This is a genomic window from Gemmatimonas aurantiaca T-27, assembly GCF_000010305.1.
Taxonomy (GTDB): Bacteria; Gemmatimonadota; Gemmatimonadetes; order Gemmatimonadales; family Gemmatimonadaceae; genus Gemmatimonas; species Gemmatimonas aurantiaca.
Genome location: NC_012489.1, coordinates 449,723 through 472,832 on the forward strand (window position 1 = coordinate 449,723; position 23,110 = coordinate 472,832).

Annotated in this window: 20 protein-coding genes; 5 read left to right on the forward strand and 15 right to left on the reverse strand. The window is 64.2% G+C overall.

Annotated elements, in window-relative coordinates:
- Positions 1-2 precede the first annotated feature (2 nt).
- Together GAU_RS21595 and GAU_RS02015 are read right to left on the reverse strand one after the other, a co-directional pair.
- Positions 3-440, reverse strand: coding sequence for a helix-turn-helix domain-containing protein (locus tag GAU_RS21595; protein ID WP_012681883.1), 438 nt, complete (start codon positions 438-440; stop codon positions 3-5).
- A 65-nt stretch (positions 441-505) separates the two neighbouring features.
- Positions 506-2,176 carry a sodium:solute symporter gene (locus tag GAU_RS02015; protein WP_012681884.1) on the reverse strand — a complete coding sequence of 557 codons (1,671 nt, stop codon included), beginning with the start codon at positions 2,174-2,176 and terminating at the stop codon, positions 506-508.
- Between the two features lie 219 nt (positions 2,177-2,395).
- Between GAU_RS02015 and GAU_RS02020 the strand changes: the two genes are divergently transcribed.
- From GAU_RS02020 to GAU_RS02030, 3 genes are all read left to right on the forward strand, one after another.
- A complete protein-coding gene (locus GAU_RS02020; protein ID WP_012681885.1) occupies positions 2,396-3,826 on the forward strand; it encodes an NAD(P)/FAD-dependent oxidoreductase in 1,431 nt (476 codons plus the stop codon).
- 114 nt (positions 3,827-3,940) lie between these two features.
- Complete coding sequence (locus GAU_RS02025) at positions 3,941-5,944, forward strand: ATP-binding protein (protein ID WP_156798861.1); 2,004 nt, start codon at positions 3,941-3,943, stop codon at positions 5,942-5,944.
- Positions 5,945-5,947: 3 nt separating this feature from the next.
- Positions 5,948-6,550: an ANTAR domain-containing response regulator gene (locus tag GAU_RS02030; RefSeq protein WP_012681887.1), complete on the forward strand. Its 603-nt coding sequence runs from the start codon at positions 5,948-5,950 to the stop codon at positions 6,548-6,550.
- A 33-nt stretch (positions 6,551-6,583) separates the two neighbouring features.
- On the opposite strand, the gene GAU_RS02035 is transcribed toward GAU_RS02030, so the two are convergent.
- A complete protein-coding gene (locus tag GAU_RS02035) occupies positions 6,584-8,029 on the reverse strand; it encodes a M20/M25/M40 family metallo-hydrolase (protein WP_012681888.1) in 1,446 nt (481 codons plus the stop codon).
- A gap of 217 nt (positions 8,030-8,246) precedes the next feature.
- Between GAU_RS02035 and GAU_RS02040 the strand changes: the two genes are divergently transcribed.
- A complete protein-coding gene (locus GAU_RS02040) occupies positions 8,247-9,881 on the forward strand; it encodes a metallopeptidase TldD-related protein (protein WP_012681889.1) in 1,635 nt (544 codons plus the stop codon).
- Positions 9,878-11,266, forward strand: coding sequence for a TldD/PmbA family protein (locus tag GAU_RS02045; protein ID WP_012681890.1), 1,389 nt, complete (start codon positions 9,878-9,880; stop codon positions 11,264-11,266). Before GAU_RS02040 ends, GAU_RS02045 begins: the two co-directional genes overlap by 4 nt.
- 125 nt (positions 11,267-11,391) lie before the next feature.
- On the opposite strand, the gene GAU_RS02050 is transcribed toward GAU_RS02045, so the two are convergent.
- From GAU_RS02050 to GAU_RS02105, 12 genes are all read right to left on the reverse strand, one after another.
- Positions 11,392-12,111, reverse strand: coding sequence for a hypothetical protein (locus GAU_RS02050; protein ID WP_012681891.1), 720 nt, complete (start codon positions 12,109-12,111; stop codon positions 11,392-11,394).
- 110 nt (positions 12,112-12,221) lie between these two features.
- On the reverse strand, positions 12,222-14,390 hold the full coding sequence (locus GAU_RS02055; RefSeq protein ID WP_012681892.1) for a TonB-dependent receptor: 2,169 nt from the start codon (positions 14,388-14,390) through the stop codon (positions 12,222-12,224).
- Between the two features lie 8 nt (positions 14,391-14,398).
- Positions 14,399-15,478: a hydrogenase expression/formation protein HypE gene (gene hypE / locus GAU_RS02060; protein WP_012681893.1), complete on the reverse strand. Its 1,080-nt coding sequence runs from the start codon at positions 15,476-15,478 to the stop codon at positions 14,399-14,401.
- The gene (hypD, locus tag GAU_RS02065; RefSeq protein WP_012681894.1) at positions 15,475-16,590 is read right to left on the reverse strand and encodes a hydrogenase formation protein HypD; all 1,116 of its coding nucleotides are present in this window, start codon (positions 16,588-16,590) and stop codon (positions 15,475-15,477) included. The genes hypE and hypD overlap by 4 nt, the downstream gene beginning before the upstream one ends.
- Positions 16,587-16,892 carry a HypC/HybG/HupF family hydrogenase formation chaperone gene (locus tag GAU_RS02070; RefSeq protein ID WP_012681895.1) on the reverse strand — a complete coding sequence of 102 codons (306 nt, stop codon included), beginning with the start codon at positions 16,890-16,892 and terminating at the stop codon, positions 16,587-16,589. The genes hypD and GAU_RS02070 overlap by 4 nt, the downstream gene beginning before the upstream one ends.
- Positions 16,893-16,894: 2 nt before the next feature.
- On the reverse strand, positions 16,895-18,091 hold the full coding sequence (locus GAU_RS02075; protein WP_012681896.1) for an NHL repeat-containing protein: 1,197 nt from the start codon (positions 18,089-18,091) through the stop codon (positions 16,895-16,897).
- A complete protein-coding gene (locus GAU_RS02080; RefSeq protein ID WP_012681897.1) occupies positions 18,091-18,981 on the reverse strand; it encodes a NifU family protein in 891 nt (296 codons plus the stop codon). Before GAU_RS02080 ends, GAU_RS02075 begins: the two co-directional genes overlap by 1 nt.
- Positions 18,982-18,986: 5 nt before the next feature.
- The gene (locus GAU_RS02085) at positions 18,987-19,376 is read right to left on the reverse strand and encodes a hypothetical protein (protein ID WP_012681898.1); all 390 of its coding nucleotides are present in this window, start codon (positions 19,374-19,376) and stop codon (positions 18,987-18,989) included.
- Positions 19,373-20,578, reverse strand: coding sequence for a hypothetical protein (locus GAU_RS02090; RefSeq protein WP_012681899.1), 1,206 nt, complete (start codon positions 20,576-20,578; stop codon positions 19,373-19,375). The genes GAU_RS02085 and GAU_RS02090 overlap by 4 nt, the downstream gene beginning before the upstream one ends.
- Complete coding sequence (locus GAU_RS02095; protein WP_012681900.1) at positions 20,575-20,931, reverse strand: hypothetical protein; 357 nt, start codon at positions 20,929-20,931, stop codon at positions 20,575-20,577. Before GAU_RS02095 ends, GAU_RS02090 begins: the two co-directional genes overlap by 4 nt.
- Positions 20,928-21,422: a hydrogenase maturation protease gene (locus GAU_RS02100; protein ID WP_012681901.1), complete on the reverse strand. Its 495-nt coding sequence runs from the start codon at positions 21,420-21,422 to the stop codon at positions 20,928-20,930. The genes GAU_RS02095 and GAU_RS02100 overlap by 4 nt, the downstream gene beginning before the upstream one ends.
- 21 nt (positions 21,423-21,443) lie before the next feature.
- Positions 21,444-23,069: a nickel-dependent hydrogenase large subunit gene (locus GAU_RS02105; protein ID WP_156798862.1), complete on the reverse strand. Its 1,626-nt coding sequence runs from the start codon at positions 23,067-23,069 to the stop codon at positions 21,444-21,446.
- Between the last annotated feature and the right edge of the window lie 41 nt (positions 23,070-23,110).

Sequence of the window (23,110 nt, forward strand, 5' to 3'; positions counted from 1 at the left end):
GCCTACATCCCACTACGACGCCGGGGCGTTCGTTTCGTCGCCCCGGCGCCGGTCTGACCGGCTTCAAGCTGCAGCAGGTGTTTCGCGGCTTCTTCGATCGCCTGCCGCGCCTCCGCTACGCGATCCAGCGCGGGGCGCAGCAGGTCTGTTCGTTCACGCTCGTGCTGGTCGCCCGGCGTTCGCGTCGAGCCGGCCGTATCGGCGGAGCGCGGTGTATCCTCTGCGGAACCCTCCATCTCCTGAAACAACCCGGCGATGGTGATGCGCAGGCCACGCGCAATGCGATGAATGTTCTCGATCGAGATATTGGTCTCACCTCGCTCGACGGTGCCGATGTAATTGCGATGCATGCCCACCAGGTCTGCGAAAGTCTCTTGCGAGAATCCCGCATTCGTGCGCAGTCGCCGCACCGTCTTGCCGAAGCGAACAAACAGATCCATCCGCCAACGGTGTCATCACACCGGGGTGCGATGCTACACCGTATTAGCGGACCATGTATAGCGGTCTACGCGTTCGTCATTGATGGCTGCGGCCGATTGCCGAGGCTGAGCACCGTACCCACCACGACCACCACCACCGCGCCGATCACATTGTGCCACAGGAAGCTGATCTGCGGTGCACCGAATGACACGGCCGCCACAGCGCCCATGCCCGTGAGCAGGCCCGCGAATGCACCGAAGGCGGTGGCGCGTTTCATCATGGCCAGCATGAACACGCCCAGAATCGAGCCGTAGAAGAACGAACCGAATCGGTTCACCACTTCGATCAGCGAGCCCAGAGTGGCGGCGTAGAGGGCCACCACGCAGGCGAATACACCCCAGAGGGCCGTGGCCAGCTTGCCGGCGTTGAGCAACTCCGTACTGCCGGCGCTCGGCCGGTACCAGCGTTGATAGAAGTCCACGACCGACGCCGTCGACAGCGAGTTCAGTTCGGCCGCGATCGAGGACATCGCGGCTGCCAGCACCGCCGCCAGGAAAATGCCCGCAAACCCCATCGGCAGATGGTCGAGCACCAGGCGCGGGATGATGTAGTTCACGTCGCGGGAGCTTTCGCCGGTGGCCTTGGCCGCAGCGGCGAGCGCTTCCTTGCGCACCGATTCCACCGAGGCGTTCTGCTGCGTGAAGTTGGTCAGCGCGGCCGGTTCCGATGAGGCCGCGGCCTCGCGTGCCGCCTGGTCACGAGCGGCCAGCGCGGCGGTGTACCGGGACTCGAGCATCGCATATTCGGCCGGCTGCCGCTCGCGCAGTTGCGCGTCGTGGCGCGGATTGTACAGGAGTGGCGCCGGCGAGAAGGTGTAGAACAGGAACACCAGCACGCCGATGAGCAGGATCAGCGCCTGCAGCGGGATCTTCCAGTACGCGCTCATGAGCAGCGAACTGCGGGCTTCATCCACCGAGCGCGCGGCGAGGTATCGCTGCACCTGGCTCTGATCAGTGCCAAAGTAGGACAGCATCAAGAACGTGCCGCCGAGAATGCCAGACCAGAACGTGTACGTCTCGGTCAACGAGAAGGAGAAGTCGAACACCCGCAGTCGGCCCGTGGAACCGGCCACGCGCAGCGCGTCATCCAGTGGCACCGGCAGCCGGATGATCAACACCACCACAATGGCCAGCAGGGCCCCCACGATGATCACCATCTGCTTCACGTCTGCCCACGCGATGGCTTCCACACCGCCCAGCACCGTGTAGATGATGGTGGGCAAGCCAATCAACAGCACACACCAGATCAGATCCCAGCCGAAAATGGCCGACAACACCACGGCCGGCGCGGCGATGATCGTGCCACAGGACATGCCGCGCGAGAGCAGGAACAGCAGGCTGGTGAGCGACCGGGTCTTGGGATCGAACCGCCGCTCGAGGAATTCATAGGCGGTGTAGACCTTCGCCTTGTGCAGGAACGGCACAATGGTGACACCCAGCAGCACCATCGCGATGGGCAGTCCAAAGTAGAACTGCACGAACCGCATGCCGTCGGTGGCACCCTGCCCGGTCGTGCCGATCAGGGTGACAGCCGAGATCTGCGTGGCCATCACGCTGAGGCCGACCGCCCACCATGGGAGCGAACGGCTGGCGAGGAAGTACCCCTCGATGTCTTTGGTACCGCGGGTGCGCCGCAGGCCGTCGACAATGACGACGGCCAGATACACCACGACAATGACCCAGTTGATCCAATGCATGAGCGTTTCGGGTCAGACGGTGTATCTGGATTGCAGCAGCCACAGGAGGATCAGCGCGACCACCTGGATGACCAGGACGCGCAGCAACGTCGATCGGAATTGGCTGGACATGACATCAAATTACAGGCGGGACACGGACGCTGCCGAATCTTCGGCGCTCCGGTCTTCGATAGGGGGCGCATCGTCCCCGCGAGATATCCCCGAAACGTTGACCACGGAATGACGAACTCTCCGAGCGTTTCACGAAACGGCGCGCATGGCGCGTCGCAGCACGAACCACATGTCGTGATCATTGGCGGCGGCTTCGCGGGGCTGGCGGCAGCCCGGGAACTGCGGAAAGCCGCCGTGCGGGTGACCCTGCTGGACCGGTCCAATCACCACACCTTCCAGCCGTTGCTGTATCAGGTGGCGACGGCCGGACTGGCGCCCAGCGACATTTCGGTGCCCATCCGCTGGCGTCTGCGTCACCAGGCCAATGCCACGGTGCTACTGGCAGAGGTGGTGGGCATCGATGCCACCCGGCAAATCGTGCGACTCGACGATGGCACCGAGATCCCCTACGACTTTCTCATCGTGGCCACTGGTGCCCGACATGCCTACTTCGGGCACGATGAATGGTCGGCGTTTGCACCGGGGCTCAAGAGCATCGAGGACGCCACCGACATGCGCCAGCGTCTGTTGCTGGCCTTCGAGCGGGCGGAGCGCACCGATGATCCTGCGGTGCGCGATGCCAATCTCACCTTCGCCATCGTCGGTGGTGGCCCCACGGGCGTGGAGCTGGCCGGTTCGATTCCGGACATCACCAAGCGTGCGCTGCGCCAGGAATTTCGGCGCATCGATACACGCCAGACGCGGGTGCTGCTCATCGAAGCCGGGCCACGCATCCTCTCCACGTTTCCCGAGGCGCTTTCCCGTGCGGCCCAACAGGACCTCGAAGGACTCGGCGTGGAGGTCCGGCTTGGCGTGCCCGTCACGCACATCGATAACGACAGCGTCACGATCGGCGAGGAACGGATCCCCACGCGCACGGTGTTTTGGGCCGCCGGAAATGTCGCATCGCCCCTAGGGCGTATGCTCGATGCAGACACTGATCGAGCGGGACGTGTCAAAGTGGCGACGGATTGTTCGGTACCGGCGCATCCGAACGTGTTCGTCGTGGGCGACCTGAGCATCGTCATGCGCGAGAACGGACAGCCGGCGCCGGCGGTGGCACCAACGGCGAACCAGACGGGACAACATGCGGCACGCATGATTGTCGCCAGCATGAATGGGCGCCCTCGCACACCGTTTCAGTACTGGCACAAAGGCGATCTGGCCACCATTGGCCGGCACAAGGCCGTGGCGGCGTTTGGCCGTCTGCACCTGAGTGGCTACTTCACGTGGTTCCTCTGGCTCTTTGTGCACCTCATGTACCTCGTAGGCTTCCGCAACCGGGCCAGTGTGCTGCTGCAATGGGGATGGGCGTATGTGACATGGCAACGGGGCGTGCGACTCATCACCCGCAACACCGTGAGTGGGAACATGGTGACGGGCAACTCCACAGGGAGTCGCTCGGCCAGTGCCAGTGCCCAGGTGGCAGCTCCTGAAGCGGTCTCTCCCGCCGCGGTTTCTTCGAATGCTCCGGCTGAGAGGGACCTAAGGCTGGTTTGACCGAGGGGACGAACGGGCGCTAGGTTATTCCACCGCACGTCGCTCCTCGCGCCTCGGGAATCCGAATGGCCGCGACGTCAATGCCGACGCTGGCAGCGCGTGGTGGTCGTCCAGATGCCCATCCCTCCATTAGTGGTTTCGTCGGCAACACCCAGCATTGCACTGGACGTCGCTCGGCTTGCTGCCGTGCTGGGGGCCTTGCCCGTACCTGCCGTGCTGTTTCGCACGGAAGGCACGGCCGCGGCCATCAATGCCGATGGAGAGGATCTGTTTGTCTTCGACACCATCGCGCCGCTGTCTTCGCAACACTGGCGCGTGATGTTGCATCCGTTCGGCGATGTGGCACGTGACATCATGGCCGCGGTGCAGGCCACCAACACCACGGTGTCACGTCAGGTGACGCTGCCGGTCGATGGAGCCGTGTTCACGCTGCGCGCGGCGCCATTCGATGAAGCGTTCGTGCTGGTGACGGCCACCGATCACAGTGAGGAGCAGCAGCGACGGATCGCGCTCGAACGGGCCGAACGCGAGCGGCGCACGTTGTTCATGCTGGCACCGGCCGTGGTGCATGTGGTGGATGTGTCGGGTCGTATCATCCGCACGAATGGGGAAGCGGATCGACAGCATGGCGATCGGGCCCCGACCACGCTGCGGGAGCTGTGGGAGCGAGAGGCGCCGCACGACCTGTCCGAAGAGGGGCGTCCCGCACGTCCGCTGACATTCCTCGACACACCGGGCATGCGCGCGCTCGCCGGTGTGTCGGTGCGGCAGCAGCGGCTGCAATGTCGACGTGGCGATGGCACGCGTATCATCGAGGCGAGCGCGTCGCCGATGACCGATGCGAGCGGCGCACTGATCGGCGTGATGCTGGTCGACCATGACATCACCGATCGTCATCGTCGCGAACGTCCGTCGCCCACCGCCGCGACCACCGCCGTGGACGCGGCACAGTTCGACCGTCTGGTGGAAGAGCGATCGCGAGAGGTGATCGCGTCGCACGAAGAACATGTGCGCGAGCGACGTCTCGCCGCGGTGGGGCAGTTGGCCGCCGGGGTGATGCACGATGTGAACAACGCGCTCAATCCCATCATGGCGGCAGCGTACCTGCTTCAGCATCACGCCGAGTCTCCGGCGGCGGTGCGCGATTACGCGGAACGCATTCGCGCGGCGGCCGAGATCGGTGCAGCGACGGCGTCCCGTGTGGGGCGTTTCATTCGGCAGGAACCACTGCACGCAGGCGGAGACGAAGAGATCGATCTGTCCGTCCTGGTGGCGGAGGTGCTCGATCTGACCGAGCCGATGCGGCTGCGTCGTTCCGTGGGCAGCCATGCCGTGCGTGTCGCGACAGAACTCGAGCCTGGAGTCCAGGGACGCGGACTGCCGGGCGAGATTCGTGAGGCGATGCTGAATCTCGTCCAGAATGCCATCGATGCGATGCCGGAAGGTGGCACGCTCACGGTACGCTGCTGGGGCGAGGGGACCGATGCCTGCCTGTCCGTTCAGGACACCGGGGTTGGCATGAGCGAGGAAGTGCTCGAGCGCGCCTTCGAGCCATTTTTCACCACGAAGGGGGCAAAGGGGTCGGGGCTTGGTCTGGCCGAGGTGTACGGCATCGTCCGGCGGCACCGCGGTCAGGTGACACTGTCGTCATCGGCTGGAAAGGGGTCCACGGTGACCCTCCGTTTGCCCCGTGTGGCACCACAACCGGTGGTGGCAGCGGTTGTGCCTCCTGCCAAAGCCGTGCCGCAGCGCATCCTCGTTGTGGAGGATCATGACGACGGACGCATGCTGCTGCGTCGTATCCTCGAGGGCGATGGTCATCAGGTGGACGCGGTTGCCAGTGTCACCGAAGCCAAGTCGAGGCTCGCGGTGGAGGGCGGTATGCCGTACGATCTGATGTTGACGGATGTCGGGTTGCCCGACGGCAGTGGCTGGGATCTTGCACGGGAGAGTCGTGCATCATGGCCTGCGCTGCGCGTGGGGGTGATCACGGGATGGGAAGCAACCGCCGGCAGCGAAGAAGCACGCGGCGTGGAATTCGTGCTTCGCAAGCCGTTGCGGGCACAGGAACTGAAGGCTCACATTGCGGGGCGAACGCCCCCGTCCAACAACGAGTAACCCATGTCGGAACAACCATCGACCCTGCGTGTGCTGGTCGCTGAGGACAATGCTCTCGAGCGTTCGACGCTCGTGGATCTCCTCGGCGTACTCGGTCACGTGGTCGTGGCAGAGGTGGAATCAGGCACCGATGCCATCGCGAAGGCGCAGCAGTTCACGCCGGATGCGGTGCTGCTCGACATGCACATGCCGGGCGCCACAGGTGTTCAGGCCGCGGAAGAAATCGCCAGTGCGTTGCCCGGCACGGCGGTGGTGCTGATCACCGGAGACCTGTCTCTCACGCTCTCCACGGCCGATGTGCTGCGCAGCACGGCGGTGGCGCTGTTGCCCAAGCCCACGCCACCGACCACGCTCGATGCCACGTTGCGCATGGCCGTCACGCGTGCGCGCGAACTCATCGAAGCCCGTCGGGAAGCGGCGGAGGCCAAGCAGCAGCTCGAGGCCCGCAAGCTCATCGAACGGGCGAAGGGCATCCTCATGCGTCGCACGGGCAGCAGCGAACAGGAAGCCTATCGCATCATGCAGCGCAGCAGCCAGGATCGCTCGGTGCGCATGGTGGATATCGCGAAGGCCGTGATCGACAGCGAACCCGGCATGAAATCCTGATTCGCTGTCGATGTGCAAGACCGTGCGCGGGGCTCAGGACACAGGCTGTCCGGGCCCCGCGACTTGTTTCACCAGCTCGTACAGGAAGGCCAGTCCGTCGTAGAATGACTTGACACGCAACTTTTCGTTGCGGCCATGCGCGTTGGTTTCGCCAGGCGCCGAGAAGATGCCACTCACGCCGTACGTGGGAATGCCGGCGTTGCGCAATCGATAGCCGTCAGTGGCGCCGGTGCTCATGGTGGGGATGACCGGGATGTCGCCGAACATCTGCCTGGTGAGCGATTCGGTGGCTTTGAGCAACACCGGGTGAATGGGGGCCGGTGCGCCATCGGTGCGATCGGGACGTTCACCGACGATGGCCACGGCCGTGTCGTTCACGATGCGCTGCAGGGTCGCACGTACCTGCGATGCCTTGCTCGACGGCGCGATACGGCAATTCACGTTGGCTTTGGCCGTCTGCGGCAATGCATTCGGCGCATGACCACCATTCAGCATGGTGGCCACGCAGGTGGTGCGCAGCATGCTCGCATAGCGCGGGTCGGTGGAAATCACGCGCGCGGCCGCGGTGTCTGCCGGATTGGCGACGAGTGCGCGCATGGCCGTGGCGAGCGAGGGCATCTCCACCTTGGCGGTCTGCGTGAAGAACGCCGTGGTCACCGCGTTGAGTTCCACGGGAAAGGCGTACTGCTGCACCTTGAGCAACGCCTGTGACAGCGAGTAGATGGCGTTGTCCTTGCGCGGCACGCTCGAATGTCCACCGGTGTTTTTCACCGTGAAGGTGAAGTCCTCGTACACCTTTTCGGCGGCCTGAATGGAATGGAACAGCGGCTTGTCGTCCTGCAGGGTGCCGCCGCCGCCTTCGTTGATGGCGTATTCGGCATCGATCAGATCGCGGCGATTTTCGATGAGCCACGACACGCCGTTGGAGTTGCCACCTTCTTCATCGGCGGTGAGGGCCAGAATGAGATCCCGTTCCGGTACCCAGCCTTCGCGCTTGTAGCGCAGCAGGTTGGCGATGAACATGGCGCACATCGACTTGTCGTCGGAGACGCCGCGGCCGTAGAACCAGCCGTCTTCTTCCACGAGTACGAACGGGTCGCGGGGCCAGTCGGCGCGCAGGGCCTGCACCACGTCGAGGTGGGCCAGCAGCAAAATGGGCTTGCCGCGTGTCTTGCCGCGCAGGCGCACCACGAGGTTGTGCTTGGCGGGCGCATTGGCCGGGCCGACGATGTTCACATCGGCCGCAGGAAATCCGGCGGCCCGGAATCGCGCCGCCACCACCTGCGCCGCACGCGTGACGGAGCCCACGGAGTCGGCCGTGTTGATCTCGACGATCTCTTTGTAGATCGCGCGGGCGGCCTGCTGTTCCGCCGTGAGCGTGGTCGGCGCGCCCGGGGCGCGGGTGCCAGGCAGTTGCGCGTCGGCAGCCACCGGGGCGGCAAGGAGCAGGACGCCAGTGAGAATGCGGCGAGCTGTCATAGATAAACGAGAGATTAACGAGCGTGGGACAACGTGGGCTTGATAAGGTGGCTTCCAGATCTCGCGTTGACCATGGCTCCCGAACGGCCTTGCCGCGTGTTTCCGTGTGTTTCCGTGTGTTTCCGTGGCAAAAAATTGGGCATTCCGGTCTGGTTCGTGGCGAGGCGCAACCGGTGTCCCGGCAGGTATATTCCGGCTCCTCCCTCACCGCCTTCAAATGCCAAGCAACCGTCGAGATTTTCTCAAGGTCGGGGCAGCGGTTGCGGCCGGTTCACTGGTCGCATCCTCGCCGCTCCTGGCGCAGACCCCTTCGGGGCTGCTCGTTCCCCACGATGACCTGCCCAAGGTCGACGATCCGGCCATCAAGGCCCTCATGGAAGCCGCGCTGAACACGGCCAAGGCCGGCGGCGCTTCGTACGCCGATGTGCGCGTGGCCGCCCGCCGCCAGCAGAACGTCAACACGCGCGATCGCATCGTGCAGGGTGTTTCCGATACCGACACGTTCGGACTCGGCATTCGCACCCTGGTCGACGGCGCGTGGGGTTTTGCCGCCACGAGCAAGCTGGACAAGGACTCGGTGGCCAAGACCACGCAGCTCGCACTGGGGCAGGCCAAGGCCAACCGCGCCAGCCAGCTCCGTCCGGTCGTGCTGGCGCCGACGCCTGGCAATCAGGTCGGTGAGTGGAAGAGCCCGATCGAAGTCGATCCCTTCAATGTGGCCATCACCGACAAGGTGGCCTTCCTGCTCGCGGCCAACGAAGCCGCGCTCAAGGTGAAGGGCATTCGCAACGTCACGTCGAGCATGTTCTTCCTGCGCGAAGAAAAGTCGCTCATGACGACCGACGGTTCGTACGTGGTGCAGACGATCTATCGCACGTCACCCAGCATGGGCGTGACGGCGGTGTCGGCGGACAACCGCGACTTCCAGTCGGTGCAGAGCAACGAAGTCGCGCCGATGGGCCTGGGTTACGAACACGTCACCAACAGCCGGCTCGCCGAACGCGCCCCCGAATGGGCCGAGCTGGCAGTGCAGAAGCTGAGCGCCAAGCCGGTGGAGCCGGGTCGCTACGACCTGCTGCTGCACCCGTCCAATCTGTGGCTCACCATTCACGAAGTGATCGGTCACCCCACCGAACTCGATCGTGCGCTGGGCTTCGAAGCCAACTACGCCGGTACCAGCTTCATCGCACCGCCCGACGCGATGCTGGGCAAGATGCAGTACGGTTCGGAACTCATGAACATCGTGGGTGATCGCGAACAGAAGGGATCACTTGGTGCCATCGGCTGGGACGACGAAGCCGTGAAGCCGGTCAAGTTCGACATCGTGAAAAACGGTGTGTTCCAGGACTATCAGACCACGCGCGAACAGGCCACGATGATGGCCGACTACTACAAGCGTGTGGGCAAGCCAGTGCGCTCGTATGGCTGCTCGTACGCGCAGAGCTGGTCGGACGTGCAGTTCCAGCGCATGCCGAACGTGAGCCTGCAGCCGGGCAACAACGACGACACGTGGGAGTCGATGATTGCCAAGATGGACCGCGGCATCGCGATCGTCGGCGACGGCTCGTTCTCCATCGATCAGCAGCGCTACAACGGTCAGTTTGCCGGTCAGGTGTTCTACGAAGTGCGTGGTGGCAAGATCGTCGGCCAGCTCAAGGACGTGGCGTACCAGTTCCGCACACCGGAGTTCTGGAAGGGGCTCAAGGCTATTGGCGGTCCGCGCAGCTATCACCTCGGCGGCGCGTTCGGCGACGGCAAGGGTCAGCCCGCGCAGTCCAACTCCGTGAGCCACGGTTGCGTGCCGGCGCTCTTCTCGCAGGTCAACGTCATCAACACCGGGAGGACGGCATGAGCGCGCCTCGCTCCCTGTTTGCTCCGGCGAGCGTGCTGTCGCGCGCCGAAGCGCAGGAGATCGCGCAGCGTGTGCTGCGCAATTCGCCCGCCGAAGAAACGCGTGTGTCGATCAACAGCGGTGCGCGTGCCGATACGCGCTTTGCGCTGAATCAGGTCACCACGTCGGGTGAAAATCAGGACACGCAGATCACCATCACCGCGTACGTGGGCAACCGTTCGGCCAGCGTGAACACCAACCGCCTCGACGAAGCCTCGTTGGCGGCGGCGGCCAAGCAGGCGCACGAGATCGCGAAGCTCGTACCGCCCAATCCGGAGCGCATGCCGGAACTGGGCGCGCAGACGTATCCGGCGTTCCGCGAGCGTGCGCTCGATATCCCCACGCCGGCGGAACGTGCGGCGGCGGCGAAGATCGTGACCGAGCTTGCACGGGCCAACGATCTGGTGGCCACGGGTTTCATCGAATGCCGCGCTGGCGCCACGGCACTGGCCAACTCGAAGGGGCTGTTTGCGTACGACGCGTCGGCCTCGGTGTCGATGACGGCGACGGTGCGTTCGCCCGATGGCACGGGTTCCGGCTGGGCGTGCACCGATGGCAACAGCTTCGGTGAACTCGATCCCAAGCAGCTCGCCGCCACGGCGGTGCAGAAGGCCAAGGATTCGCGCAATCCGGTGGCGATTGAACCGGGTCGCTACACGGCCATTCTCGAGCCGACGGCGGTGGGCAATCTGGTGCAGCTCATTCCGGGTGCCATGCAGGCACGAGCGGCAGACGAAGGCCGTTCGTTCTTCTCGAAGCCGGGTGGTGGCAACAAGATCGGCCTCAAGGTGGTCGACGAACGTGTCACGCTGCTCACCGATCCGGCGGACTCGCCGAGTCTGAGCGGTGGGTATGACAACGACGGTGTGCCACTCGAGAAGGTGGTGTGGATCGAGAACGGGCTCGTGAAGAACCTGAACTACGATCGTTTCTGGGCCCAGAAGCAGAACGTGCCGGCCACGCGTGCCGGTGGTGGTGGCTTCGGTGGCACGCGTTCACTGCGCATGCTGGGTGGCTCGTCGAGCATCGCCGATATGATCAAGAGCACCGAGCGTGGTGTGCTGGTCACGCGCTTCTGGTACATCCGTGGCGTCGATCCGCGCACGATTCTGTACACGGGTCTCACGCGCGATGGCACGTTCCTCGTGGAGAACGGCAAGGTCACGCGTCCGATCAAGAACTTCCGCTACAACGAAAGCCCGATCTTCTTCCTGAACAACCTGGAAGCGGTGGGCGGAACGATGCGCATCAATTCGTCGGAAAGTGCGTCGACGGGTGGCGCGGTGTTCATGCCGCCGATCAAGGTGCGGGATTTCAACTTCACGTCGTTGTCGGACGCGGTGTAATAAGGAAAGGCGTTTTATTTCTAGAGGAAACAGGGGGGAGTTGGAGAGATTACAGGAAGCAGGACTGCGCCCTGCGATCTCTCCAACTCCTCCCTGTTTCCATTTGATATCAGATCATTTCCGAACTAAACGGCGTAGACAAAGGCGCAGCCCACTTCCTGGGCCAGCACGTTGGCGAAAATGCCTGAGGGCTGCATGATCAGACCCGGGACGAGCATGCTCTTCGCCTTCTCGCGGGCTTCGGCGGGCGTCAGCTTGTCCTGCTTCTGCACCGTCGACACGATGCTGCGAAACGCCAGGTTGCAGCCCAATACGACCGCGCCCTTGGCGATCTGATTGTCGAGCATGTAGGTCGCAAAGGTGCCCGTTGGTGCGGGCGCGCCAGGCGTGGGCAACACGGGGTTGTACTTCATCGTCTTGCCGTCATCGCCTTTGAGCTTGTACTGCTTGCCGACGTTGTAGTTGGCCCAGAAATCCTGATTCATCGCCAGCGGAATGCCGCTGTGTCGAATCACGATGACCGGTGACAGGTCTGCCGCGGTGACCTTGAGTGCGTCGATGTACTGGGCGCCCCAGATGGCCGCGCGAAATACACCGGCACCTCCCGCAATCTCCGGCACGTCGAACATCGCCTTGTGTTTTGCGGTGACGCGCTTGGTCCAGGTCGTGTCCCAGGCTTCCTGCGGCGGCTGTTCGAACTCTGCGAGTTCTTCCGACAGGGACAGCAGCGCCGCACGCGGGCTGTTGATCGCACCGGCTTCAGCCTTGGCCAGCGAAGGAAGAGCCGCCAGGGCGGCGGCTGAGATGCCGGCCTGCTTGAGGAACGCGCGACGCGCAGAGGACACAGAGACTCCGGGGCGATGGGTCGGGCGGGATGCAATCCGCGGGGATCCCTGAATGATGATCGACCCGGGAGGCGTTGTCACGCGTTGGCAGCGGACACCGGATGCCCGGCTCACTCCGGCGCCTGTACCGCCCCCCAGCCACCGATGCTGACCCCGAGCCGAAGCTGTCGCGGCTCCACGGGATGGAAGTGCACGTCCTCCACGCCGCCTGCCGGTTCACCACGCAGCCGCGACGCATAGAAGTACTGCACATCACGGCCGCGACTGCCCAGCAGATTCAGCACACTGGCCGTGATACGCACACCCCGCACAGGTACGCCGAGACTGGCGTTCAGCAGCGTGGTGGAGCGCCCGCGTATGGAGTTGTCTTCGATGAGCGGATGCGCGCCGAAGTGCCGCAGGCGTACTACGCCGGTCGGGCCGACCGACCACGGCGTCCACTGCACGCCGGCGGCGATGACCGATTCCAGTGCGCCTGGCACCGACTGCGCTCCTGCGGGTTCGTCCAGGTAGCGGGCTCTGGTGAACGAGACATCACCATCCAGCGCCAGCGAACGAAGCGGGCGCCAGAAATTGGCCACCGTCACGCCGGTGCGTGCACTGCGTCCCTGTGGTTCGGTGGTGCCGGCGTCACCCACGAACAGCAGCTCGCTGTCGAGGCGGAGTGTCCAGAGTGATACGGTGGTGCGCAGATCGCGTGCGCCAGAGAGGCGTAGTCCCAATTCTCCGCCACGTGACCGGACGAGCGGGTCCACCGGGTCCACGGCATCACCGCTGACCGGGTCGGTGTGAATGGTGGTACCACGGGCATCGTTGCTGTGGAAACCCAGCCCACCTCCCACGTAGAGCTCCAGGGCGGTGGTTGGCGATACGATGATGGAGGCCTTCGGGCTGGCCAGCGTGGCGTTGCGCACACCGGAGTTTTCAGGACGGTCACTGACCACATCGAATCGATATCCATCGCCGCGCACACCGGCGGTGGTTCGCAGCCAGCGGTTCCAGCGGCTTTCGATGGTGGTCCACAGGCCAAGGCTGCCTTGCTGCACCAGATCGGCACGCACCATGTCGGTGAACGCACGGTTCTGTGTGCGGGCCAAGGAAACATCGGCATCGTCGAATCGGCCCTGCACGCCGTAACGCACCAAGTGCTGCATGCCACCCAATGGCAGGATGCGCTGCTGCTGGAGATTGAGACCGAAGATCGCGCGATCGTCGCGTTGGCGGATCTGATCTCCGCCGTCTTCGTTGTCGAGGTAATACGTGAAGTTCGAGAACAGTTCGAAATCGTACCGTACGGCATACGCCTCGAGTTGAGTGCGTGTGGTGCCGGTGGTGCGTGTCCAGTCGAGTGACAGGCTGTGGCGGGCCGTGGAGCCACCTAACGACGGGTCGATCTGCCCAAACCGGTTCACGGCGCCAACATCGACCACCCGCTCGGGGATCTGATCGGACGCGTTCCAGTGATTGAGATAGCTGAGCCCCAACAGCGACAGGCTCTGCTCGCGACCTTGCCACGAATACCGCGCCACGGCCGAACGTTTTGCCAGGCCCTGCGCCACCTGCCATGGGCCGTCATAGCCCTTGGCCTCGCCGCCAATCAGCATGGTGTGCGCACCACGCGTGCGACTGCCGGCCAGCACAGCGCGTCGATAGCCCCATGCCCCACCTTCAACCTGCGCCAGCGCCCGTGGCAGGGAGCGCACCAGGTTCAACGTGGCGCCACCGGCACTGCCGAAGTCTCCGAGCTCCGCGTAGTACGGACCAAGCGAATAGCTCACATGATCCACCAACTCCGGGATGAGCAGGTTGAGATCGGTGTACCCCTGTCCATGCGCGTGCGTGGGCAGGTTGAGTGGCATCGACTCGATACGCGTCTGAAAATCCGTGCCGTGGTCGAGATTGAATCCTCGCACGAACATCTGGTTGGCTTTGCCATCGCCGCTGTGCTGCGTGAGAATCATGCCCGGAACAGCTTCGAGCAGCTCCCCTTCGCGCAGCAGCGGCCGCTGACGGAGATCGACACGTCCGATACGGCCCTGCGCGGCGCTGGTCGCGAGCCCCACGAGATTGTCACGACGCCCGCTGATCTGCATGGTGCCAAGCTGCGTCGCAGAATCGCGCGCGGTGCGAGGCGCGGTGCGAGGCGCGGTGCGAGGCGCGGTGCGACGCGTGGTGTCGGTGTTGGCGCGTTGCTGTGCGTCGACCGTGGTCGAGACGGTGACGCAGGCCAGCGTCAGCAGCAGCGCCGGTCCGTACGCGCGAAGGTCGAGCAGAGGCATGACAGATATCAGCAGATCCGGGGTAGTTGTTCGCCGATGGGCGTGGTGATGACCCGACGCGCACCCAGTCCGGTGCGGGCCACGAGCATGCCCGGGTGGTCGGCCACCACTTCGCCGATGATGGCAGCATCGACACCCAGTGCATGGGCGCGCAGTGCAGAAAGGGCGGTGTTGGCCGCATCGGCCGGCACGATGGCCAGCAGCTTGCCTTCATTGGCCACAAACAGCGGATCGAGGCCCAGCACCTCACAGGCCGCGCGCACGGCGGGGCGAATGGGAAGCGCCCGTTCTTCGAGCATGATCCCGACATTGGCATCGGCCGCAATCTCGTTGAGCGACGTGGCCACACCCCCGCGCGTGGGATCGCGCAGCACGTGCACATCGGGCACGGCGGCCCGCAAGGCATGCACCAGCGTATGCAATGCGGCCGAATCGCTGACGATGGTGGTCTCGAACTCGAGCCCTTCGCGCTGGCTCATGATGGCCATGCCATGATCGCCGATGCTGCCGCTCACGAGTACGACGTCACCCACGGTGGCGCGATCAGGACCGATGTGCACGTCGTCATCCAGCACGCCGATGCCACTGGTGTTGATGTACACGCCATCGCCGTGACCGCGCTCGACCACCTTGGTGTCCCCGCAGACGATGCGCACACCGGCCTCACGCGCCGCACGGGCCATGTCGTGCACGATGCGGGCAAGCTGCGCCATGGGCATGCCTTCTTCGATGACAAATCCCACCGTGAGCACCAGCGGACGTGCCCCACTCATCGCGAGATCGTTCACCGTACCATGCACGGCCAGTGAACCGATCGTGCCACCGGGAAACTCCAACGGCTGCACCACGAACGTATCGGTGGTATAGGCGATGCGGGATCCCGGCAGCGTGAGCACGGTGGAGTCGGTGAGCGCACTGGTATCTCCCGGCGCAAACGCCGGACGGAACAGGTGTGTCACCAGTTCGGCAGACAATTGCCCGCCGCCGCCATGGCCCATCACGATGGTCGGATAGTCCCGCAAAGGCAGTGGGCAGCTCCATTCGTCGAGCGATACGGCGGTGGGCTGCTGCGCGACGGTGGTGGTCATCGCGAGGTCCCCGCGCGCTGCAACTGCACGGTGCGCCCATAGTTGAAATACGCGGCGCAGGCGCCTTCACTGGACACCATGGTGGCCCCCAGTGGGGTGCGGGGGGTGCACTGCTCACCAAACGCCGAACAGGTCGGAGGTTTGATGGTGCCTTGCAACACCTCTCCGCTCCGGCAGAGCGCAGATTCCTGCGTGTGGATGCCGGTCACGTCAAAACGATACTCGGCATCGTAGTCGCGATACGCCTCGCTGAGGCGCCACCCGCTGTTGGGAATCACTCCGATGCCTCGCCACGCGCGGTCGCTCACGGTGAACACTCGCTCCAGCAGCTCCTGCGCCGGACGATTCCCGTCGAAGGTCACCACACGGGCGTAGGCATTCTCGACCACGTGCTGTCCATGCTCGAGCTGGGCGATGGTGCGCCGGATGCCTTCAAGCACGTCCAGCGGCTCGAAACCGGTGATGACGATGGGTACACGGTGCATCGAAGACAGCGCAGGATACTGCCAGAATCCCATCACACTGCACACATGGCCGGCGGCGAGAAACGCCTGCACACGATTGGTGGGAGACCGCATGATGGCGTCGATGGCGGGCGGCACCAGCACATGGGAGACCAGCATCGAGAAGTTGTGCAGTCGCTCCAGCTTCGCGATGTGCACCGCCATGGCATTGGCCGGCGCCGTGGTCTCGAAGCCGATGCCGAAGAACACGACCTGCCTGTTCGGGTGCTGCCGGGCGAGTGCCACGGCGTCGAGTGGCGAATACACCACGCGGACATCGCCACCTTCACTCTTCACGCGGAACAGATCACGATCCGATCCCGGCACTCGCAGCATGTCGCCGAACGAACAGAAGATCACGCCGGGAGTCGCCGCGATGGCGAGTGCCTTGTCGATGACCTCCAGTGGTGTCACACACACCGGACATCCGGGACCGTGAATGAGTTCGACCTCGGGCGGGAGCAGTTGATCGATGCCGTTGCGCATGATGCTGTGCGTCTGTCCGCCGCACACTTCCATGATGGCCCATGGCTGTGTAGTCAGTTGACGGATCTCAGCGGCGATGCGCTGCGCGATCTCGCCATCCCGGAATTCGGCCAGGTATTTCATTGCAGGCTCGATGTTGGCAACGGACAGGACGGTGGAGGCGAATACACCTCGTCAGCCACTTCTCCGAGTTCTTCTTCGAGAATGCCCAGTGAGCGGAAGTGGTGCAGTGTCTCCTGAGCCGAGGCTTCATCGATGAGACTGATGGCGAACCCCACGTGTACGATGGCGTACTGACCGACGACGGCATCGGGCAGGTACGCGAGGCACACGTTCTTGGTGATGCCACCAAAATCCAACTTGGCCATACGCACCACGCCTTCATCGAAGATCGCGGTGATGCGTCCGGGAACGGCGAGGCACATCGTCAGGCTCCTGTCAGGGAGGGGCCACAGGTCGCCGAGAGCGACCAGAGCATCACGCGATTGTTGCCGCTGTCGGCGATCGCGAGGTGATTGTCGTGCAACCAGACGCCGTACGGCCAGCAGAGCGTGTCATCGGCCACGGCTGTCCACCGGTTTTCCCCGGCTGCGTCGAAGTTGAACTGACCGAACACTTCCTGCGCCGGCGTCTGCACGCCGCGACGGGGCATGCCATGCCAGCGCAGTAGGCGATTGTTGGCCGTGTCGGCCGTGATCAGGGTGTCCTGTCGGGCCGCCACGGCGTACGGGAAACGCAATCGATGTGCGCCTTGCGGACGATGTGGTAGTTCTTCGTTGTGCGTGAAGCCTTTCTGGCCCAGCACGAGATCGGCGGGCCGGTCGGACAGCGGCGCGGGAGTCCATCCCAGCACGCGATGATTGCCCGCATCGGCCACAAACAGCGTTTGGTCGTCGCCGCTGATCGCATGTGGCCAACGAAACGATGCGGCCGATGGATCGCCGCCGCGGTTTTCATCGCCACGTGTCGCATCATCCTGCCCCAGCACGACCTGCGCAGACTCGCCGGGTTCGGGGATATGGGGCCACCCCAGCACACGACGATTGCCCGTGTCGGCGATCCAGAACCATCCACCGGCCATCCCCAACCCATACGGCCAGTAGAGGGCATTGCCGGCGATGCTGCCACCGGCATTGGGCATGGCATCGGACACGGTCGGCTGGCCAATCGCGTACGAAGGCGGCGTATCGTTGCACGTGGGGATTTCGTTCCACACGAGGATGCGATGGTGCCAGGCATCGGCCACCAGCAGTCGTCCGTGGTGCACCAGCACACCGGTTGGCAGATGCAGGCCGTTGTCACAGCCGCGGCCACCGGCCGCCGGTCCTTCCGCGTGAAAATGTGGCTGCCCCAGTACCACATCTGCGTCCGCACCATCCTGTGACGGATGTCCGTTCCAGATGAGCACCCGATGGTTGCCCGAGTCTGCCACCACGATGCGCTCATCGTCGAACCACACACCACGCGGAGCGTAGAGCTGATTCGCGGTGGGCTGCGCCGAGGGGAGCGCGAGTCCGAACGGCGAGGCCGCACCGAGGCGACGTAGCGGCATCGACGACGACGGTGATGCGGATCGGGCCGTCTGTGTGGCGTCCGACATCGTGGACAGAGCGGGCGAGATCATCAGGTTGGACGCAGTTGCACCCGACCGCCGTCCACCCGCACGGGCAGCGCTTCGAGTTGCGCCTGTGGGGCGGAGAGACATTCACCCGTTCCGCAGTCGAACCGGAACCCATGCCAGGGACAGGTGATGGTGCGCGCTTCACGGTCCACCATGCCGCCATCAATGGGCAGTCCCATGTGCGCGCACTCATTCCAGTAGGCGGTGATGGCGTCATCGAGCCGCAGGATGACGATGCTGCGCCCGTCGGCCACTTCATGACGGTAAGGGCGCGCATCCTGCAGTTCTTCGAGCAGCGGACCGTCCACCCACCCATCACCACGCGGGGCGCGGGTGAGTGTCACGAAGGCGGCAGCGGCATCGGGTTCGTTGGGCACGACCTCGATGCGCGTGATTTCGGGAACCTGTTCCTTGAGCGCCTCCTCGATGCCATTGCGCAGTGTCACCGACGACATACTGCAGCCATTGCACGAGCCGGACAGCTTCACGAACACCGTATCGCTGGTGACGTCCACGAGCGTGACATCACCGCCATGGGACTGTGTGTACGGGCGAAGGTTCTCCACCACGCGGGCCACCCGGGTGCGCATATCGGCTTTCACAATGCCGTGCAGCGAGAGGAGCGCGTACACACCCGGATCGTCGATCAACTCGAAAAGCAGTTCCTTGCCACGGGGGTCCTGCTTGAGCGCACGCACGATGGTGGTGAGCCCCGCCTTGTGAAACGCTTCGAGTGCGTCCTTGAGCGCCAGGGCACGCGTGCGTTGATCGATGGGCATACCACGCACGTCGTCGAGCGTGCGTTGCACATTTGTGGCCAGTGTTTCGAGCGTGGCGTCGCTGGTACCGGAGGGCGATGCCGATGCGACCGGCAGAGGGGCGGTGGCTGTCATGACGCTCAGTCGACCACCTGGAAGGCCAACCGCTGCTCCAGCGCTTCCTCCGCCTTCGTGGACAGGATGGTTGCGAATCCCCGTCGTGCGGTGAGTTGCATCCAGTCGCCGATGGTCCGCGCCTGGCCGTGCAACATCGCGGCATCCGCGGCGGGCAGAGGACGCCGAGCGAGTGATCCGAGCACGAAGGCCGCCCCGGCGGCATTGTCGAGCAGGAAGTCGGTGAACAGGGCGGAGACAAATTCATCCACCCAGACCCCGTCGCTGTTCGGATCGAGACGCAGCCGCGTGAGCGCGGGCACGGGACCACCACAGCGCTGCTCGATGCGCTCGACAAAACGTTCGACGGCGGTGTTGAAGAAAAAATCGAACTGCTGCCGTTCGTGCACGTTCATGAAGGAACTCCGGCGGTGGAGAGTTGTCCGTTGATCAGTTCGAGCTGCTCCAGCAGTCGCTGCGCCGCGTCGGCTTCACCATGCCAGTGCAGCAGCTTGTGGGCCTCGGTGAGCTTCTCCACGGCGTGCCCGAAAATGCCCAGATGGGCGAGCGCGTTCCCCTGATTGGCCAGGATGCGGGCATACCCCACCGGATCCATGGCACGGGGGCGTACGGTCAACAGTTCTTCATAGGCTTCGACGGCCTGCATGAGATTCTCCTGCCGATGCCCCGACGGCATGTACTGCATGGCGTTGGCCATGTTGAGCATGGTGCTGGCCCATTCATCCGCGTTGGTTTCGCGATCGTACACGCTGAGCGCTTCGCGGAAGGCCTGTACCGCAACGGCGAGGCGCAGTTTGTCTCCAGCTTCCGACATCGGCATCGCGACATAGGCAATGCCCAGGTTGGACTGAATGCGCGCCCAGAGCAGTGGATGCGATTCACGATCGATGCCGGCACGCAGGGCCTGCTGATACAGTTGTGTCGCCTCGACGAGTCGATGTCGCCGCGATTCGGCGATCTGATGCACCACCAGCGCGTACCCACACAGCAACTCTGCTTGCAGGCCCGGCAGCGGAGTGTCCCCGGCCAGCGCAATCGCGTCCTTCCAGAGCGCTTCTGCCTGCTCCCCGGCCTCCTCGAGCCCGGCACGCTGGGCGAGTAGCTGCGCGGCGAGCAGCGGAGAGACCACCCGCGCCGCGGCGATGCCAGCATCGAGCTCGGTCGCCGACGCCGTGAGATCGCCGGTCTCCAGTGCATGGCTCGCGCTCACCAGACGTGCATGGCCCGCCAGTTCGCGATCGAGCAACGACCAATCCGGTTCGCGATATTCGTCGCCCAAGACAAAAGCCGCCATCCGTGTCAGCGCAGACAGCACAGGATCGCTCCCCGCTTCAGCCTGGGCGCGCTCTGCGGGTTCCCCGGACAGCACGTAGCGGTTGTAGTGCGCAAGCTGACTGTCCTGCGACGCCAGCAACGACAGCGCGAGATCACGGTCGTTGCGACACGAGGCTTCGAAGAAATGCCAGGCCTCGGGCCAGCTCTCGGGTGTTTCACCGCGGAGCAGCGCCGTCAGCGCGGGCTGATCCGCGTCCACCGCCGGCAACAGCAACAGGCCGGTGGGATAGGGAAACACGCCGATCGGTTGGGGGCGGATCATGAGATATCCGTGAAAGAGTGCGTCGTCATCTGCGTCGTCATCGACGAAGCCGGGACCAGCGCGACGCGCAGGGCGCCACGCTCATCGTCCCAGAATGCCGGCAGGTCGCCCGTGGGGCCGTCGTCGTGCAGGACCTCGCGTACGAGCACGCTGCGATCACCGGCCGGGTTGCGCTGCTTGAGCAACAAGCCACCACCGCCTGGTCCACGGGTGGGCAACAACCAGAGTTCATTGCCACGTGGCATGGCCAACAACGTGTCGGCGGGAAAGAAGCGCTGCGCGAGTGATACCGGCAGCACGAGGTATCCGTCACTGCGCAATTGCACCGTGAACGGCGTGGCGTTGGAGGTCATGACACGGCCTCCTGCACCGCGATGGCGGCATCCACTTCCTGCATCAACAGGTCGGCCACGCGATGCATGGCCGCATCGATGGCCGGTGAGAGCGGCGCACCGGGATCGAACTGGGCTCCTTCGATGAGCCACACGTCGATACGTGGCGGGTAGTCTTCCTTGAGCGCCCACCGCGCGAACGCCAATGCGTGATCCCAGCGAAATGCATGCAGGTTCACGCCGGCCAGCGGCGGGGTTTCCGCGTCACGCCCATCCAGTCGGAAAATCGCGCCGGGTTCGGAGCCGCTGCGGCAGGCGTCCACGATGATGACGTGTGGCACGCCCCGCATCTGAAATCCGACATCCATCCCGCCCGTTCCACCGTCGGCACAACGCACGCCGTGCGGCACCCCTCGATCCCAGAGGTGCCGCACGAGAATGGGGCCGACCGCATCGTCGCCGCGCAGCAGGTTGCCGCAGCCAACGATGAGTACGCGGACCGAATCGTTCATCGAGACCTCATGCTCCGCCCCTCAGCCCATCTCTCCTATGCGGAAACGGGAGAGCTCCTTGCCGGTCTTTTCGTCATAGGCATGCACCGTGCACACGAGGCAGGAATCGTACGAACGGGCCACATGTCCCATCTCGATCGGGTCGGTGGGATCCTGAATTTCGGCGCCGATGAAGGCCGCCTCCATGGGGCCATGACGGCCCAGGCGATCGCGCGGTCCGATATTCCAGGCCGTCGGGGTGATCACCTGGTAGTTCTCGATCTTGCCGTCGCTGAGCACGATCCAGTCGGAGAGCGATCCGCGAGCGGCTTCGGTGGAGCCAAAACCACGACCACTCTCGAGTTCCACCGGCTTGTTGTAGAACCGGTCGTGCAGGTCGATCTGGTCGAGCCAGGAACGCACGAGACGGAAGTACTTGGGTGCTTCGTGCATGCGCGCCATCACGCGGGTGAGGATGCTCGGTCCCACCGTTTGAATGGCGTCGAGAATGAACGGATCGTAGTCCTGATGCGCGGCGGCATCACCACGACCGGCGATGATCTGCCGCGCCAGCGGGCCGGCTTCGAGCGGAATCGCTCCCTTGCCGGGCACGTCGTACCGCGGCGACTTCGCCCAGGAATACTTGCCCTGCTTGTGGCCATCGAGCGGATCGATGGGATCGGTCTCACCCTGCCACGGATGCAACGACTTGTCACCACGATAGAACGAATGTGCGGTGTCCTCACGCACGTTCAGGTGATCGAAGTCGTGGAACGCCGATCCGTCGTAAATGCCGGCGCGGCTCATCAGCGCGGCGTTGCGCCCTTCCACCGTGGGACGTTCGTACAACTTGGGATCGAAGAACGTGCCGGTAGAGAGAAACGCGCCCACCCCCTGACCGTACTTGTCGAGACCGGCCCGTTGCGCGAAGCGGATGAACAGGCCGCAGTCGGAGTTGCGCTGCGATTCGTTCTCTTCGGCCCAGGCGAGCATGTCGTTCCAGCTCTTGATCTCAAGCCAGCGGTCGATGGAGCAGCCGAGCCACTGCTTTTCGAGCCACTCGCGCCGCCACATATCGAGAATGGCGATGGAGCGGGTCACGTCGGACAGCGACGGCGCGCACATCACGCCGCCCGGAATCATGAAGCTCGAGTGTGGCCATTGTCCGCCGAAGATCGCGTACACTTCCACCGGCTTGGCGGATAGCGTGACCCCTGGCTCGAAGCTCGTGCCGACAAAGGGCGCAAAACGCTTCACCACCTCGTCGTACTCGGGCAGGTGCGCGTACTTCTTGTTGATCAGGTCCACCGCAAACAGCGCATAAAACCAGCGCGGGATGGACAGCAACGTTTCACACGCCTGCGCGATGTTGCGAATGAGCGTGGCGTTGTGTGGCAGGTGCGTCTTCCACGCCGTGTCCAGCGCGTAGGCCGCCTTGTAGAGGTGTGAACCGCCGCAGATGCCGCAAATGCGCGGCGTGACGATGAGACCGGCTTGCGGATCCTTGCCGCGCAGGATGATCTCGAATCCGCGGAACATGCTTGCTTCGGTCCATGCATCCGTGACAACACCGTCGCGAATCGTCACGCGCAGGTCGAGATCACCCTCCACGCGCCCGAGAGGGCTGATGCGCAGGTCGGAGGGCATGGGCTGAGTCGCCGTGGCCATGGCTATATGCTCGAAATGGAAGGTGAGAGGAGTGAGGCGGC